Source organism: Lysinibacillus sp. SGAir0095 (genome assembly GCF_005491425.1).
Classification (GTDB): Bacteria; Bacillota; Bacilli; order Bacillales_A; family Planococcaceae; genus Ureibacillus.
Map to the genome: position 1 here is coordinate 1800343 of NZ_CP028083.1, position 15406 is coordinate 1815748.

Below are 15406 nucleotides of genomic sequence, written 5' to 3' on the forward strand. Positions count from 1 at the left end.
TTAGGAAGGGGATGTTAATGAACAAACGTTTTATTATTCACATAGTTACAGCAGTTTTATTTATATTTCTTGTATTCATGAATTTTATAGGCTATTGGAATGCAAACAACATCGTACAAGTTATTTTCTTTTTTGCAATGGTTTTTACAATCTTCAATGTGGGTATAGAATTTGGAAGAAACAAAAAGATGGAGCAATATCGTAAATAGTAAAATAACCCTTCCTTACTAGAAAATTGAGCTTGAAAAAATTATTTTATAATACTTACTTGTGCAAGATGATACTTTGTATTAATATAATATTAAAGCTGCGTTGTACGTAGAATATTAAGTTTTAACCTTTAAGCTGTAAAAGGGAGTTTTAGATCGAGGATGGAATGGCGAACATCACACCACGGTGAATGATGATATACAGGAAATCTTTTGCGAACACCCACTTTGAGGAGTGGTGGTTAAAAACTTTCTATAATAATTACGGCAAGGCGGCTTCTCTTACATATAAATTTAATAGTAATTTTGAAACGATACTCTCTACCCTATAGAGTGTAAACAAAGTCACTGCGATTTTGTTTACACTCTTTTTTGTTTTTCGTTTCATGCAAGGATTTTACATAAAAAACTAAATTATTAATACATCCTTTAAAACTTATTCCATTAAATTTTCATTGGAATTAGCTTTTATGCTTTTTTTAAAACGAGACATATGTCCTTTTATATTTTAATGTCAAATGGTGTAATAATAGTATCTAACAGCGAGAAGAGGATTTATATGATAGGAATAATATTGGCTATACTATCAGGATTTTTTATTTCACTACAAAATGTGACTAATGCAACAATTGGTGCAGAAATTAGCACATGGACCACGGCAATGATTACACAGGCTGTTGGGGCAACAGGGGCATTTATCATTTTCTTATTTTCAAAGAAGAATCGGACATTGGGGTTAAAAAAAGTAAAACCAATGTATTTGTTTGGAGGTTCATTTGGAGCAGTGGTGGTTGCTTCAAGTGTTATTGCGGTATCCTATGTAGGAGCAACCATTTCAAATTCGTTAATATTATTGGCACAATTAGGAATTGTTATTCTAATTGAAGCCTTTGGTCTGTTCGATATTAGAAAACAACAAATTGCCGGCAAACAATGGGTTGGTCTGGCATTGATGATGCTTGGAGCAGTTTGCATCAGTTTATAGGAGTGACATAATCATGCAAAATTATATAAAGGAGTTTTCTCTGGATCGCGTTTTAAGTGAACAATTGATAGGGGAACTTGCAATTAATCGTTATAGCAAGGGTGATTTAATCATTCAGCAGGGTGAAAATCCACAATATGTCTTCTTTTTAGTAAAAGGAAAGATAAAAACCTATAAAACGTCCGATGAAGGTAAAAGATTAATTTTGTCCTTTAAAGAAAAGTTTGAAATACTAGGTGACATAGAATTTGTTCAGCAGGCCCCATACATCAACACAGTAGAAGCAATCACCGATGTACAAATACTAACAATACCGATACGTACTGCACAAAAGTATGGTATGAGTCATCTACCATTTGTCCAATTTGTATTGGAAAGAATCACGGAAAAACTTTATGTCAATTCCAATGCATTGACTTTTAATCTAATGTATCCAGTTGAAGTGCGTTTATGTAGTTATCTATTGTCAGTATCAATTGATAATAGAACCATTTCTAACCGGGATTTAAAGGATGCAGCAGACTTGATTGGGACGAGTAAACGCCATATGAATCGGGTAATTGTGGACTTGTGTAATCAAGATATTATTGAACGAAGAAAAGATTGCCTTTTTATTGTCAATCACGAGAAACTAGTTGAGTCAGCCAAACATAACATATATGAGGAGAGAATACGTTGATTTTAGGAATAATTTTAGCATTAGTAGCAGGGGCCTTTATTGGATTGCAAAATATCTTTAATCGTCATTTAAATGAACATGTAAGCTCTTGGTTCGCAACTACTTTTGTGTTATTAACAGGAAGCATCGCTGCTTTTCTCATTGGATTCCTACTACAAGGAACTGAGATTTTTGATACGAGTGGTTTGAAACCAAGCTACTGGTTCTTTGGATTAGTTGGAGTCGGTGTAATTTACACAATGATCCAAGCAATGAAACGACTTGGTCCAACGAAAACAGTTTTAATCAGTATAATTGCACAGTTATCATTTTCACTTCTATTTGATATAACTGGGTTTCTTTCACTACCACAAGTGGAATTAAAATGGGAAGATATCGCAGGGGTAGTATTAATTATTATTGGAGTATTGATATTTAATGGAAGAAAGAGAACAAAAGTTGTACATGTAGAGTAAGTAAAGGAGTGTTTATCATTAAGATAAATGCTCTATTTTTTTAAGTTGGGAGAAAAAAATGATGATATCTGATTTTAGGAAATCTCTCATAGAGTTAGATAAAATAGTATATTTTGACCAAAACGATTTTCTCCGTGAAAAGACAACTGATTCTCCTAAGCTTAAACAATACATTTTAGCTGCTGAAGAACTCCTAAAGTATGCGAATGGGTATAACGAAAAATACTTTTTAATGGGTACATTAGGAAATTTGTACAGAATATACGGTGAACCACAAAAAGCCATCGATATTCTTCAAGTTTGTTTGGGTAATGCTGTTGATGAGAGGAATGTTAGTAGAGAAATAGTGTCCTTGATTCGTCTTGGTGAAGCGTATAAATATAACAATGACCCGCAAAATGCATTAATCCTTTTCAATCGAGCAGTAGAGTTGTGTAAGGAAGGAGTTCAAATATATTTGGACTTTGTATTGCAGCACAAAGGAAAAATTTTTTTGGAAATGGATAGAATCTCTGAAGCGAAAGAATGTTTTAAAGAAGCGTTAAGACTAAGAAAACAAAAAGGTAATCTAGAACTCATGGAATCTACACAACTAGCTTTAGATTTCCTAGAGAATTTGAAAAACTAATAACCAATGATTATTTTTCAATACCTTCATCCGCATTAATAATTGCAATCACTTCTCCGCAATCAACACTGATGAATAAAGTCATAGCAGGAGTATTTAAAATATCCGGATGTTCATCAGTATCTATCGAAACCTTCCATATTTTCATATCTTTGTTGTATTTGGCGGAATACACGTAGCCTAATCGAGTTTCATTTTCGAACTGTGTCCATAGATTGGCAGTTTGATATCCCAGTGATTTCGCTTCATCCAATGCAATACCTTCTGCTTCTTCTTTAGATATTCTTGAAAAGGTATCTCGTAATTGAATACCTATTAAAAGGAAAGACAGTATGAATAGGGTAATAGGGATTAAAAGTTTTCTCATATTTAACCGTCCTTGACATGATTTCCACAGATTGGTAGATATATTTAAATATAACAGATAGTCCGAAACTTCGTTAATAAATTTAAGGAATTGTCAAAAGGAGGTTTTAAAAAGCGTGTAGAATTTAATTACAGGGGATTTATATTATACATCAATTCACGTATAGACATTATTAGGGGGTACATAAATGCCGGTAAAGAAATCTAGTGAACTCTTAAGCTTTCCGAAACTTCGAGCGATTAGAATTCCCGAAGACTATGAACAAATTGCGAGTTTATTAAACATAATTGAGCCTAATTCCACATCAGCTGCTGCGCTTGAAGAAGAAGATCGACATATTCCAAGCACATTTAGCTTGAGAAAAAATGAGAATGATTTATTGGTTGGCTTTGGAAGAACTAGAATTGTTGTTGAGACGGAAGAAGGGCAAATCATTGGCTATGGTGCTTCGTTTCGTGCTCCCTGGGTGGATCCGGGTACTGTGGGAAGTACGTTCTGTGTGCACCCAGATTTCCGTAGACAGGGTGTGGGGGAGGAGCTTCTTACTCATATTGAAAACTGGGCAACCGAAAAAGGAGCTTCAATATTAACCTCAATTGTCATGGATTGGATTGAAGATTCTCTTCCTTTTGTACAAAAACGAGGTTTTAAGTTGGATGCTCATGTTTTCGAATTAGAACTAGATGCTAAACACTTTGATGTAACTAAATGCAATGAGTTAGTAGAACAAGTAACAAAGACGGGCATTGAATTTGTTACGTTAGCTGATTTACCCGAAGTGGAGTCAGAACAAAACCTCTATGAATTATTTGTAGAAACATCAAAAGATAATCCCGGTCAATATGGGAGCATTCCTCCATTTGAAGAATGGAGCAACGAGTTTTTACCGAGCAAGTTCTCAAGAAGGGATTGGGTTTTTGTAGCGATTGAAGGAAAGCGTCTTGTTGGGGTTACTCAATTATTTAAAACTGAAGAAACAGGAGTAGTTTATACGAACTACACAGGCGTTCGAAAAGAATATCGTGGGCGCGGAATTGCAAAAACTTTAAAATTATTTGCCATAAATGAAGCAATAAATGAAGGGGCACATACAATCACTACGGATTCAGAAGAAAACAATGCGCCAATGCAGCATATAAATAGAAGTCTTGGCTTTCTTCCTGGAGAAGGACATTATAGAATTGTTAAAATTCTAGAAAATAATTCAATATAAACACCATTGTTTTCGTACCAATCTTTGATCCTTTTAACATGTACTTCATCATTTCTTATATTAGTCCCGATTTCACATAATCCTCGTAGCTGCCGTATTCCCTAATAGCAAAAATTTCAACTGTACTATCCTGTTTATCTCTCATCCATTTACCCACCAATGAAGCGCCATGCTTTAGTTGGTTAGGTAAATTTGTTTTGTTGAAATGATCATTAAAAGTCTCAACAAAATCACTCTTTATAATATAAAGTTTTCTTAGATAATACATCTTTGAACCTCCTAAACTAGTGTTAAAAACTTCTATCAAAAATACTATCTCTACATATTACATAAATACCAAAAAAAAAAAATTGAAAAAGTAGTATTTCAGGTTAAACAAAATTCCATTTTAGATGGGAGTTGAAAGTTAAGGATGATAGGAAAATACCAAACAAAATCTTATTGATTTTTTTGATAATGATTTAGATGTAGTTCAGGTATGATATTGTTTCTATAACTTGAGGAGGAATTTTTTGAAGAAACTGAGAGTGCTAGTTAGTATCTGTTTATTTTTTATATTGGTAGGATGTAACGAAAATTCCGGGCAAACATGGTATGAAACAAAAGAAGAAGCAATCAAATTTGGGTTGCAACAAGAAGGGACGGATAATTCAGCAATTCTAGGAATCGAAGAATTTGAGGGCGAAACCTTTGTTTTTTATGTGGAAGGTGGAGCTTTCGGTGTTGCTAGTCTTACTAAAGATGAAAGAGGATTTAGTTGGTATAGAAGCCAGCCCTATGTCGGCTTTGATGCAAATGATAGCCCATATTCAACTGCCGGGTTTGATTATAAAACTGGGTCAGGATTAGAGGTTTCCATACTTGTAGGGAAAGTCTATGATAACTCGATTCAAACAATGAAGTTAATAGGGGATGGAGCAGAGAGAGAAATACAAGTGCATAAAGAATCAAAGTTATTTTTTGCTATACACAAAGTATCGTTTAATTCCATTAATGTGGAACCAATGGATAGTAAAGGTGAAGTTGATTAGTTCGATAGATATCATTGCGATATACAGATTTTATGGGCATTTAAACGAAATTTATTTAGATAGCTTTAAATAAGCATAAAGAAAAGAACTCAAAGCTTACGTTTAATAAGATATTTTCGTGGGAGGCAAAATGCAAAATTTAAAACCAATCAAAAGAAGTCCATTTAGAATCTATCTCGGAAAAAAATATTACCGTATGAAAAGATATAAGGAATGGATTTTTAGTAACAAAAATTTCGCTCTTGGAAAAGAAGAGAATGTATTAAAATATAAAGTTTATGGCCATAAAAGTATCCTCCTTCGAGAATTGAAAGATGTTGATATGTGGCTGCAGCACAATAAAATAAAAAATTTAAATATTGCCACACAAATGCTAAACAAGGTGATTATTCTTCCTGGAGAAACCTTTTCCTATTGGCGTTTAATAGGTAAACCAACCAGAAGAAAAGGTTATGAAGAGGGAATGGTTCTACATTATGGAAAGGCTACCACTGGAATTGGTGGAGGATTATGCCAGTTATCAAATTTGATATATTGGATGACACTGCATACCCCATTGACTGTTACTGAAAGGTATCGTCATAGTTACGATGTATTTCCCGATTCAAATAGGAATCAACCTTTCGGAAGCGGTGCTACCTGTGCATATAACTACTTGGATTTACAAATAAAAAATGAAACAAATCGCACTTTTCAATTGGTGCTGTATTTGACAGATACGCACTTGGTGGGTGAATGGAGATCAGACATTCCATCGATTAGAACTTATGAGGTTTATGAGGCGGATCATAGAATTAGTTTAGAATATTGGGGCGGTTATGTAAGACATAATCGAATTCATCGCAAAATTTTTAATAGAGAAAATGTAGTGATTGACGATGAATTTGTTACAGAAAACCATGCAATCATGATGTATGAACCATTGTTAGCGCAACCTATAGAAGAATAGAGCGACTATCTAGTGATTTGATAGAAAGGTTTAATGTTTTCTAGGTAGAGTACCAGCTGAAGATAGTATTTTTGATAACTTTAAAACTTCTACCGCATTATAACGTCATCTTATATAATAAAAAATATATAACTCGAAGAAAATCTATTGGCAATCCAAAGAAGAAAACGCAAAAATTAAATGACTTTTTGACCACACAATAAAGTACTGAAAAAATACCTATCTGAAAATGAGGGAATGACAATGAAATTGATAACGGTTTATCAATATGATGCGTTTAGTACGGAACCTAATAAGGGCAACCCTGCTGGTGTAGTTTTATCTGGAGATGAATTGACAGAATCAGAAATGCAAGAGATTGCATACAAGGTGGGCTTTAATGAGACTGCTTTTCCGATTAAATCGAATGCAGCCGACCTAGGAATACGATTCTTTACACCAGGGCATGAAACAGATTTATGTGGTCATGCAACTATGGCAACTGTTTACGCTTTAAAAAGTAGAGGATTATTGGGAGATAAAACAGAGATAACAATTGAAACAAAAGCTGGTATTCTACCGATTAAAATAATCTCATCAGTTGAAAGTCAAATACAGATAACGATGCAACAAGCTTCACCTAAATTCAAGGAGTTTAACGGGTCAAAAGAGGAGTTAGCGAAGTCAATCGGATTAAAAGAGACAGATTTTCATCCTGATCTACCGATAGTTTATGGAAGCACTGGTTCTTGGACATTGCTCATACCCATAAATCAGCTGGATGCTTTTCAAAAAATGAAACCGAATAATAAGCAATTTCCTGAAATCCTAAAGGAAATGCCTAAATCATCCGTTCATCCTTTTTGTCTGGAAACATACGATTATAATGCTGATATGCACGCTCGACACTTCTCTTCCCCCTATTCAGGAACTACAGAGGATGCAGTAACTGGTACAGCTTCAGGGGTAATGGGGGCTTTCTACGCAAAATACATTAAAAACAAAAGTAAAGAATCTTTAACCCTTATAGTCGAACAAGGTCATGAAATTGAGAAAGATGGTCGGGTTGTCGTTCAGGTTACAAAAACTAATGAGTCATACTCTGTTCAAATAACTGGAAATGCAGTTTATGTAAGGGAATTTCAAGTTTTGTTAGATAATGAAGAGTTCTTGAGCAAGAATAATCACCAACTATAAAAGAGTATGATTGGATTAGATAGTTGTTTGGAGGAGTTAGATTGACTGTAAAGAAAAGTTTAAGGGTTTGTGACAAGGGACATAGGTATTACAAAAGCAGTGAGTGTCAAAGCTGTCCTACATGTAATAAAGAGAATAAACCTAAAAGTGGCTTCCTTTCAAAACTGAGTTCGCCTGCAAGAAATGCTTTGATTCACGAGGGGATTGATACTTTGCAAAAACTTGCCAAGTACACGGAAAGAGAAATTTTAAGTTTGCATGGAATTGGACCAGCTTCCTTACCTATTTTGAGAACTTCACTAGAAGAAGAAGGGCTAACTTTTAAAGAAAATAATCAATAACAGTTACATACATGACGTAATTAACTGTGGCATGGCTGTAAAAAAATTCACTCTTTGTTTTGAATTTAATGATATTTATACACAAACAGATTAGTTGACTTAATCTTGTTTGTGTTTTTATTTTTAAGTAACTATTACTAATGATACTTTAAACAGCTTTTATGGGAAGGATTAAACCCTGTTATTCAAGAAAAAATTTTTGTCCCTTTACATAGGGTGTGGGGGTATGTTACAGTTTGAATATAGGGTATAGGGGTATAAGTGAAATGGCTGAAGGAGAGATATAAATGGATGTTGAGCTGAGTAAAGAAATACAAAAAGAAGATGATGATAAATGTTGTTCAAATCTTAATGAACGGAAAAGCCATCATTCCGATGAAACAAAGAAAAATCTTATCACAAGATTAAACCGCGTCGAAGGTCAAATCCGTGGCATAAAAGGCTTAATCGAAAAAGATACTTATTGCGACGATGTTATTACTCAGATATCTGCTGCACAATCAGCATTAAATGGTGTTGCCAAGATGCTTCTTGAAACACATATGAAAGAATGTGTTGTGGATCGAATACAAGAAGGCGATTTAGAGGTGCTCGATGAAGTGCTTGTGACGATTCAAAAATTAATGAAAAAATAAGGAGTGAATGATATGGAAAATATAACTTTAAAGGTAAATGGTATGTCATGTGGACATTGTGTAAAAGCAGTTGAAGGTAGTGTAGGCGAATTAGAGGGTGTTGAACAGGCAATTGTAAATCTAGCAGAAGGTGAAGTAGCTATATCCTTCGATAAAGAAATTGTTACTCTGGAAAAAATTAAAGAAACGATTGATGATCAAGGCTACGAGGTTGAATAAAGTAAAAGTAGGAGTGCTATAAAGGCACTCTAATTCTTTCAATAAAATATACCCCTTATAGGTATGTGAGAGGTGAACATATATGTCGACCACATCAAATGAGTCAATTAAAACAACAAAAGAAGCAACTATACAAATTACTGGAATGACTTGTGCAGCTTGTGCGACTCGAATTGAGAAGAGCTTAAACAAAATGGACGGTGTCGAACAAGCGATTGTCAATTTAGCGCTTGAAAAGTCATCGATTAAATATGATTCTTCAACACTAAGTGAACAAGATTTTGAAAAGAAAATTGAAGCACTTGGTTATGGTGTTGTGAAACAAAAAGTTGAATTTGATATTACGGGGATGACTTGTGCAGCATGTGCTACAAGAATAGAAAAAGGGTTAAATAAAATGGATGGTGTCGCTTCTGCAAACGTTAATTTAGCACTTGAAAAAGCTACGATTGAATTTAATCCTTCACAAGTTACCACTGCAGATATTATGACGAAGGTAGAAAAGCTTGGTTACAGTGCACATCAAAAGCAAGAAGATAATGATCAAGTAGATTATCGTGAAACGGCAATTAAAGATCAAAAACGAAAATTTATCATCAGTGCCTTTCTTTCATTGCCATTATTGTGGACGATGCTTGGACATTTTTCATTTACATCCTTTCTTTATGTACCTGATTTTTTAATCAATCCTTGGATTCAATTGATATTAGCAACTCCTGTGCAATTCATTATTGGGAAACAGTTTTATGTGGGTGCTTTTAAATCACTCCGTAATGGTAGTGCCAATATGGATGTACTCGTGGTAATGGGTACTTCAGCGGCTTATTTTTATAGTGTCTATCAAGCGATTGTTACAATAGGTGCGCATCATGGTCCACATTTATACTTTGAAACAAGCGCGGTTTTAATTACCCTTATACTTTTAGGCAAATTGTTCGAAGCAAAAGCAAAAGGACGTTCATCCGAAGCGATTAAAAAATTAATGGGCCTCCAAGCGAAAACAGCGAATGTGATTCGTGACGGTGTTGAAAAAGAGATACCTTTAGAGGAAGTAATGATCGGCGACACAATTCTAGTAAAACCAGGTGAAAAAATTCCGGTCGATGGGGAAGTTCTAGAAGGTGCAACGGCTGTGGATGAATCCATGTTAACTGGTGAAAGTTTGCCGGTAGATAAAAAAGTAAGTGATGTACTATACGGATCAACAATCAATAAAAATGGTTTTATTAAAATGAAGGCTACAAAGATAGGGCGTGACACGGCTTTAGCTCAAATTATAAAAGTAGTAGAAGACGCACAAGGTTCAAAAGCACCAATCCAACGATTAGCAGATAAAATTTCAGGCGTATTTGTACCAATTGTAATTGGCATTGCTATACTTACATCCCTAGTATGGTTTATCTGGATTGAGCCCGGGAATTTTACACAAGCACTAGAAGTGTTAATAGCAGTACTTGTTATCGCATGTCCATGTGCACTCGGTTTAGCTACTCCAACTTCAATTATGGCGGGTTCTGGTCGTGCTGCAGAATTTGGTATTTTGTTTAAAGGTGGAGAACATTTAGAACAAACACAAGGGATCGATACAGTTGTAGTGGATAAAACAGGTACCGTAACTCATGGAAAACCGGTATTAACGGATGTTTTTGTAGCAGATGGTCAAGATGAAGAGAGATTCCTAGCATTAATTGGTGCCGCCGAAAAGCAATCAGAACATCCATTAGCTGAAGCAATTGTTCAAGGCATTCAAGATAGAGGCATCATACTCGGCAATGTGCAATTCTTTGAAGCTATCCCAGGGTATGGGGTACAGGCGACGGTTTCGGGTCAAGGTATTATCATTGGTACCCGTAAATTGATGCAACAATACGGAATTGATTTTCAACCCGTCATTGGGACAATGGAGAAACTAGAAGGCGATGGAAAAACAGCTATGTTAGCAGCTATTAATGGACAGTATGCAGGCCTCGTAGCAGTTGCAGATACTATTAAAGAAACCTCCAAAGAAGCTGTATCTCGTCTGCAAGACATGGGGATCAAAGTCATTATGATGACAGGTGATAATATGCGTACCGCACAAGCAATTGGTAAACAAGTAGGTGTAGATTCAGTAATTGGCGAAGTACTTCCTGAAGGTAAAGCAGAAGAAGTGAAGAAGTTGCAACAGCAGGGTAAAAAGGTGGCAATGGTCGGTGATGGAATCAATGATGCACCAGCGCTTGCTACAGCAGATATTGGTATGGCAATTGGAACAGGAACTGATGTTGCAATGGAAGCGGCAGATATTACATTAATTCGTGGGGACTTAAACAGTATTGCGGATGCAATTTTAATGAGTCGTAAAACAATGCGTAATATTAAGCAAAACTTATTCTGGGCATTTGCTTATAACATAATTGGAATTCCCATTGCTGCAATCGGCCTGCTAGCGCCTTGGGTAGCAGGAGCCGCAATGGCGTTCAGTTCAGTATCAGTAGTTTTAAATGCATTACGCTTACAAAGAGAGAATGTAGTAAAGTAATTGTCACTAAAGCCAATAATTTTGTGTAACAAAGATTTATAGTTGTTTATATACTATACCTAGGTATGGTAAGTAGGTTGCAAACCTGATTTTGGAGGCGAGTCGGCAGAAATCAACTAAAGATGTGATGCATTTCCTATGGCAAAATGGCGTCGTATTTGATTTATTTTATGAGGACAATAATAGAACAGAGAAACACTGATTTAGTAGTGTACCTCTGTTCTATATTTTATTTAATTGGTTGTTCACCTATCTAATTAATTCGTTTTTCACTCATAAGCTCGGTAACAGTACCTAATTTGTAACCTTTGCTCTTAATATTTGTAATCATGTCTTCCATCCCTTCAGCAACAGGCTTTGTTGGATGCATCAGAATCATTGATCCATTCTCTACTTTAGAAACAACTCGACTAACCATTTCAGAGGCTGCAGGTTTTTTCCAATCAACCGTATCCACCGTCCACAAAATAGTTTTCATTTGAAGTTGTTCCGCAACTTGAATTGTTGTCTCATTAAAACTTCCACTTGGAGGAGCAAACCATTTCGGTTTAATATTAAGGGTATCTTCTATAACCTGATTTGTCTTTTCTAATTCTTCTCTTGTCTCAGCCTTCGATCGTTGTTGGAGGTCGGGGTGACTATAAGCGTGGTTTCCTATTTCATGACCCGCATCCTTAATCTTCTTGGCTACAGAAGGATTCTTTTTTACCCAGCTCCCATCAAAGAAAAATGTTGCCTTTGTTTGATGTTTATCTAAAACTTCAAGAATTCCTGGGATATATTCGTTTCCCCAGGCCACATTAATTAAGAACGCTACCATTGGTTTATGAGGATTTCCCCTATAAATCGGTTGGGTTCCTAAATCGTTTAAATGAATTTTAGGGGCTACAGCCTTATAAACAATTTTCGTTTCATCAAATTTATCATTTGCTTTCATTTTCAAATAACTAGCCTTAATATCTACAACTTGTCCATTATATCCTGGTATTGCTTTCCAGATAGGATCGATTTTTGCATCAATCGGATCAAAATTATTCTCTTCACTGAACTTTTCGATTTCTCTGAACAGCTCATCCTTACTAAGTTTTGAAGAAGTGGTAATGCTCCCTTTCATATTATAGTCGAGAAAAATTGCCTTAGATGAAGGTGTATAAAACCCGAACGTCATCACTAGGATGCTTGAAAACACGATAAGGTATCTAAAATTGTTTCGTTTCATTGTTTCTCCCTTGTACTAAATGAGTAAATTTTTGATGCTATTAATTTTCCCACTCTTCACGAAAATTATGTTTAAAATATTGTGTAGAAATTTTCTATAGCAGACCATAAAACGAAAGTACCTAATCTTTGTTGAGCACAAAAATCAACAAGGTGGAATAGACTTTATGGTATTATTTGTATAAAATTGGAATAGGTGGGGTATATAATACTGGGCGAAGAAAATGGTAATGAGGGGTTGAGTATGGTAGATAAATTCACCAAGTGGTTTATAGTTTCATTTGTTTTGGGGATCATTTCGTTAATATTAGCCTTTTTCGTTCAAGATATTGCAAGGTTAACTGGTGAGTTCAATCGAAACATGTTATTAGTAGGCACAATAACTATTTTTATTTTAATAATAACCTCGTTATTCAGTCTGGTTAAGGCTAATATCAAAAGAATTAAAGGTCAAATAGCTGTTTCTTTATTATTTGCCGTAATTCCATTCTCAGCATTGCTGGTAAATGGGTTAATCTTTACAGTTTATTTTGTAGGTAAGTGGGTTTATAAGCAGAAAGACTTCCTTTGACTTTTAAGGAGCAAATAAAAGAATGAAAAAGGCCCTTGGAAAACTCCTGGGGCTTTTCGTCTTTATATAATATTTCTAAAATTATTAATCGATAGCTAGAACTATACTTTGATTCATTCATGAGATATGATTTTGTGGGAGGTCCGAGAATGAATGCAATGATAAATTTTTATAAACAAATAACTTTTAAACATAAAGTTTTCTTTATCATCATTCTTTGCTGTTTTGTAGGTTCGATTATTTTCGTTCATCATAACTTTTCTTTTTATGAGGACATGATTGCGGAGGTTATTAAAACGGATATAGAAGATGAAACGGAAATAGTAGATTTAAATAATAATGAGGACACATTGTATACCCAACATATCGTAGCTATATTGAAAAATGGTAAAGAGAAAGGCAAGGAAGTTCATTTAATGAATGAATTTTCAAAGTCAAAAGCGCTTGATCATAAGTTCGAAGTTGGAAATGAGTTATTTATTAAATTCGATGAGAATATAGAGGCTGGTAAACAGCTAACAGGCACAATTTCAGGGGTCAAACGCGATAAGTATCTGGTTATGGTAGCTTGGGTTTTTATTTTTGTATTGTTGTCAGTTGGGAGAAGGCAGGGGCTATTATCAATCTTTAGTTTAGTAGTGAATGCTGTACTCTTATCATATGCATTGGATATTTATATCCATAATTCTAATCTCAGTCTATTATGGATTTGCAGCATTGGTATTATATTATTTACCGTCATTTCTTTATTACTGGTGAACGGTTTAAACGAAAAAACTTATGCAGCGATTATAGCCACGTTGCTTGGAACCTTTAGTTCACTTCTAATTACATACCTCGCTCTATGGGTAACGGGTGAAAATGGACTTCGCTATGAGGAATTGCAATTTATCACTCGACCTTATAAAACCGTATTTATGGCGGGTTTATTCATAGGTTCATTAGGTGCAGTGATGGATGTAGCAATTACGATCTCCTCTTCGATTTTTGGTTTGTATGAAAAGGATAATAATATATCCGTGAAGGCGCTGATTCAATCAGGAATGGAAATCGGCAAAGATATAATGGGAACGATGACAAATATTCTCTTTTTTGCCTATGTAAGTGGCTCGATACCCATGCTTATACTTTATTTTAAAAACGCCTCTCCATTTGGTTATACCCTATCATTGAATCTTTCCTTAGAATTGGCTCGAGCATTTGCTGGTGGGATAGGCATAGTGTTAACTATTCCATTAGGGCTATATACGACCATATTTTTTGTGAATAGAAAGAGGGCAAAAGGATGAATGTATTAGTTCTATTAGCAGGAATCTTATTTCTATTAATGAGTCTTATCGGCGGGAAAAAAGGAGTAAGGTCCTTTATTGCTATATTTCTTAATTTTGGCGTTATTATTGTAACGCTCTTTTTCATGAATGTTCCTGATATCAATTCAGTCATTCTAACATTAGCTGCATGTGTAGTAATTAGTTGCATCAATCTCTTTTTTATAAATGAAGTAAACAAAAAAACGAAGACAGCCTTCCTTTCCACGATTATTACCACTGTAATATTAGTTATATTTATTACATTCATTACAGATAAGGCCATGATTCAAGGATTTGGTGAAGAAGAAACAGAAGAAATGGGGATGTATTCTTTTTACATTGGCATAGATTTTGTAAAAATTGCTGTTTCAGTGATCATTATGAGTACAATCGGTGCCATTACCGATGCGGCTATGGCTATTTCATCTCCTATGCGTGAAATGTATTATCATCATCCAACAATAAGTAGAAAAGAATTATTCTCATTTGGCTTAAGCATTGGAAGAGATATATTAGGGACTAGTACGAATACGCTATTCTTTGCTTTCTTTGGGGCCTATTTAGCTTTGCTGATCTGGTTTAAAGATTTATCCTATTCTATAGGAGAAATTGTGAATTCAAAGATTTTTAGTTCGGAAATGATAACAATATGCTGTGCTGCAATAGGCGTAACAGCAGTTATTCCCGTAACTTCCTGGATTACAGCATATTTTTTAGTGAAAAATAAAGAGAATGCGAAAGAGCTATAAACTAGTCAATATCTTGATTTCGTAAAAAAACGCTAGATTAATTTCAGGCGTTTTTTGTGCTTTCTAAGCAGGCTACATTCTGCCTGTTAGTATTGAGTGCCAGTATTTTTATTCGGCAACAAAAATCTCTATTTACAATTAATGGATAGG

18 protein-coding genes, 1 other RNA gene and 1 pseudogene are annotated in these 15406 nt (G+C 34.8%); 17 read left to right on the plus strand and 3 right to left on the minus strand.

From position 1 onward, the window contains the following. The first annotated feature begins 17 nt into the window (after positions 1–17). From C1N55_RS08780 to C1N55_RS08805, 6 genes are all read left to right on the plus strand, one after another. A complete protein-coding gene (locus C1N55_RS08780; protein WP_137728472.1) occupies positions 18–209 on the plus strand; it encodes a hypothetical protein in 192 nt (63 codons plus the stop codon). 92 nt (positions 210–301) lie between these two features. Next, a non-coding RNA gene (gene ssrS, locus C1N55_RS08785) (6S RNA) lies at positions 302–492 on the plus strand. Positions 493–768: 276 nt separating this feature from the next. Next, positions 769–1194 carry a DMT family transporter gene (locus C1N55_RS08790; RefSeq protein ID WP_168193828.1) on the plus strand — a complete coding sequence of 142 codons (426 nt, stop codon included), beginning with the start codon at positions 769–771 and terminating at the stop codon, positions 1192–1194. A gap of 13 nt (positions 1195–1207) precedes the next feature. Then, the gene (locus C1N55_RS08795) at positions 1208–1873 is read left to right on the plus strand and encodes a Crp/Fnr family transcriptional regulator (RefSeq protein WP_137728474.1); all 666 of its coding nucleotides are present in this window, start codon (positions 1208–1210) and stop codon (positions 1871–1873) included. Beyond that, positions 1870–2328: a DMT family transporter gene (locus C1N55_RS08800; RefSeq protein ID WP_137728475.1), complete on the plus strand. Its 459-nt coding sequence runs from the start codon at positions 1870–1872 to the stop codon at positions 2326–2328. The genes C1N55_RS08795 and C1N55_RS08800 overlap by 4 nt, the downstream gene beginning before the upstream one ends. A gap of 58 nt (positions 2329–2386) precedes the next feature. Continuing rightward, positions 2387–2956 carry a tetratricopeptide repeat protein gene (locus tag C1N55_RS08805; RefSeq protein WP_137728476.1) on the plus strand — a complete coding sequence of 190 codons (570 nt, stop codon included), beginning with the start codon at positions 2387–2389 and terminating at the stop codon, positions 2954–2956. A gap of 10 nt (positions 2957–2966) precedes the next feature. Here the strand turns inward: C1N55_RS08805 and C1N55_RS08810 are convergent, their stop codons facing one another. Beyond that, positions 2967–3323 (minus strand): hypothetical protein, encoded by a 357-nt coding sequence (locus tag C1N55_RS08810; RefSeq protein WP_137728477.1) that lies wholly within the window; start codon positions 3321–3323, stop codon positions 2967–2969. Between the two features lie 187 nt (positions 3324–3510). Here C1N55_RS08810 and C1N55_RS08815 point away from each other — a divergent pair, with 187 nt between their 5' ends. Next, on the plus strand, positions 3511–4536 hold the full coding sequence (locus tag C1N55_RS08815) for a GNAT family N-acetyltransferase (protein ID WP_137728478.1): 1026 nt from the start codon (positions 3511–3513) through the stop codon (positions 4534–4536). A 2-nt stretch (positions 4537–4538) separates the two neighbouring features. Here the strand turns inward: C1N55_RS08815 and C1N55_RS08820 are convergent. Further along, a pseudogene (locus C1N55_RS08820) lies at positions 4539–4804 on the minus strand (cytoplasmic protein); the annotation flags it as partial. Positions 4805–5048: 244 nt separating this feature from the next. On the opposite strand from C1N55_RS08820, the gene C1N55_RS08825 reads away from it, so the two are divergent. From C1N55_RS08825 to C1N55_RS08855, 7 genes are all read left to right on the plus strand, one after another. Further along, positions 5049–5567 carry a hypothetical protein gene (locus tag C1N55_RS08825; RefSeq protein WP_137728480.1) on the plus strand — a complete coding sequence of 173 codons (519 nt, stop codon included), beginning with the start codon at positions 5049–5051 and terminating at the stop codon, positions 5565–5567. Between the two features lie 130 nt (positions 5568–5697). Continuing rightward, positions 5698–6516, plus strand: coding sequence for a VanW family protein (locus C1N55_RS08830; RefSeq protein WP_137728481.1), 819 nt, complete (start codon positions 5698–5700; stop codon positions 6514–6516). A 243-nt stretch (positions 6517–6759) separates the two neighbouring features. Next, on the plus strand, positions 6760–7692 hold the full coding sequence (locus C1N55_RS08835) for a PhzF family phenazine biosynthesis isomerase (RefSeq protein WP_137728482.1): 933 nt from the start codon (positions 6760–6762) through the stop codon (positions 7690–7692). A gap of 41 nt (positions 7693–7733) precedes the next feature. Beyond that, positions 7734–8033: an RNA polymerase alpha subunit C-terminal domain-containing protein gene (locus C1N55_RS08840; protein WP_137728483.1), complete on the plus strand. Its 300-nt coding sequence runs from the start codon at positions 7734–7736 to the stop codon at positions 8031–8033. Between the two features lie 287 nt (positions 8034–8320). After that, complete coding sequence (locus C1N55_RS08845; protein ID WP_137728484.1) at positions 8321–8668, plus strand: metal-sensitive transcriptional regulator; 348 nt, start codon at positions 8321–8323, stop codon at positions 8666–8668. A 12-nt stretch (positions 8669–8680) separates the two neighbouring features. Next, entirely contained in the window at positions 8681–8887 is a 207-nt protein-coding gene (gene copZ, locus C1N55_RS08850; protein ID WP_137728485.1) for a copper chaperone CopZ, read from the plus strand. 82 nt (positions 8888–8969) lie between these two features. Then, positions 8970–11408, plus strand: a complete 2439-nt coding sequence (locus C1N55_RS08855; RefSeq protein WP_137728486.1) for a heavy metal translocating P-type ATPase — start codon at positions 8970–8972, stop codon at positions 11406–11408. A gap of 253 nt (positions 11409–11661) precedes the next feature. On the opposite strand, the gene C1N55_RS08860 is transcribed toward C1N55_RS08855, so the two are convergent. Further along, positions 11662–12627 (minus strand): polysaccharide deacetylase family protein, encoded by a 966-nt coding sequence (locus C1N55_RS08860; RefSeq protein WP_137728487.1) that lies wholly within the window; start codon positions 12625–12627, stop codon positions 11662–11664. 243 nt (positions 12628–12870) lie between these two features. Here C1N55_RS08860 and C1N55_RS08865 point away from each other — a divergent pair, with 243 nt between their 5' ends. The 3 genes from C1N55_RS08865 (at position 12871) to C1N55_RS08875 (ending at position 15256) form a co-directional block, all read left to right on the plus strand. Next, positions 12871–13197 carry a hypothetical protein gene (locus tag C1N55_RS08865; RefSeq protein ID WP_168193829.1) on the plus strand — a complete coding sequence of 109 codons (327 nt, stop codon included), beginning with the start codon at positions 12871–12873 and terminating at the stop codon, positions 13195–13197. A 149-nt stretch (positions 13198–13346) separates the two neighbouring features. Then, a complete protein-coding gene (locus C1N55_RS08870) occupies positions 13347–14486 on the plus strand; it encodes a YibE/F family protein (protein ID WP_168193830.1) in 1140 nt (379 codons plus the stop codon). Next, positions 14483–15256 (plus strand): YibE/F family protein, encoded by a 774-nt coding sequence (locus C1N55_RS08875; protein WP_137728489.1) that lies wholly within the window; start codon positions 14483–14485, stop codon positions 15254–15256. Before C1N55_RS08870 ends, C1N55_RS08875 begins: the two co-directional genes overlap by 4 nt. The last annotated feature ends 150 nt before the right edge of the window (positions 15257–15406 follow it).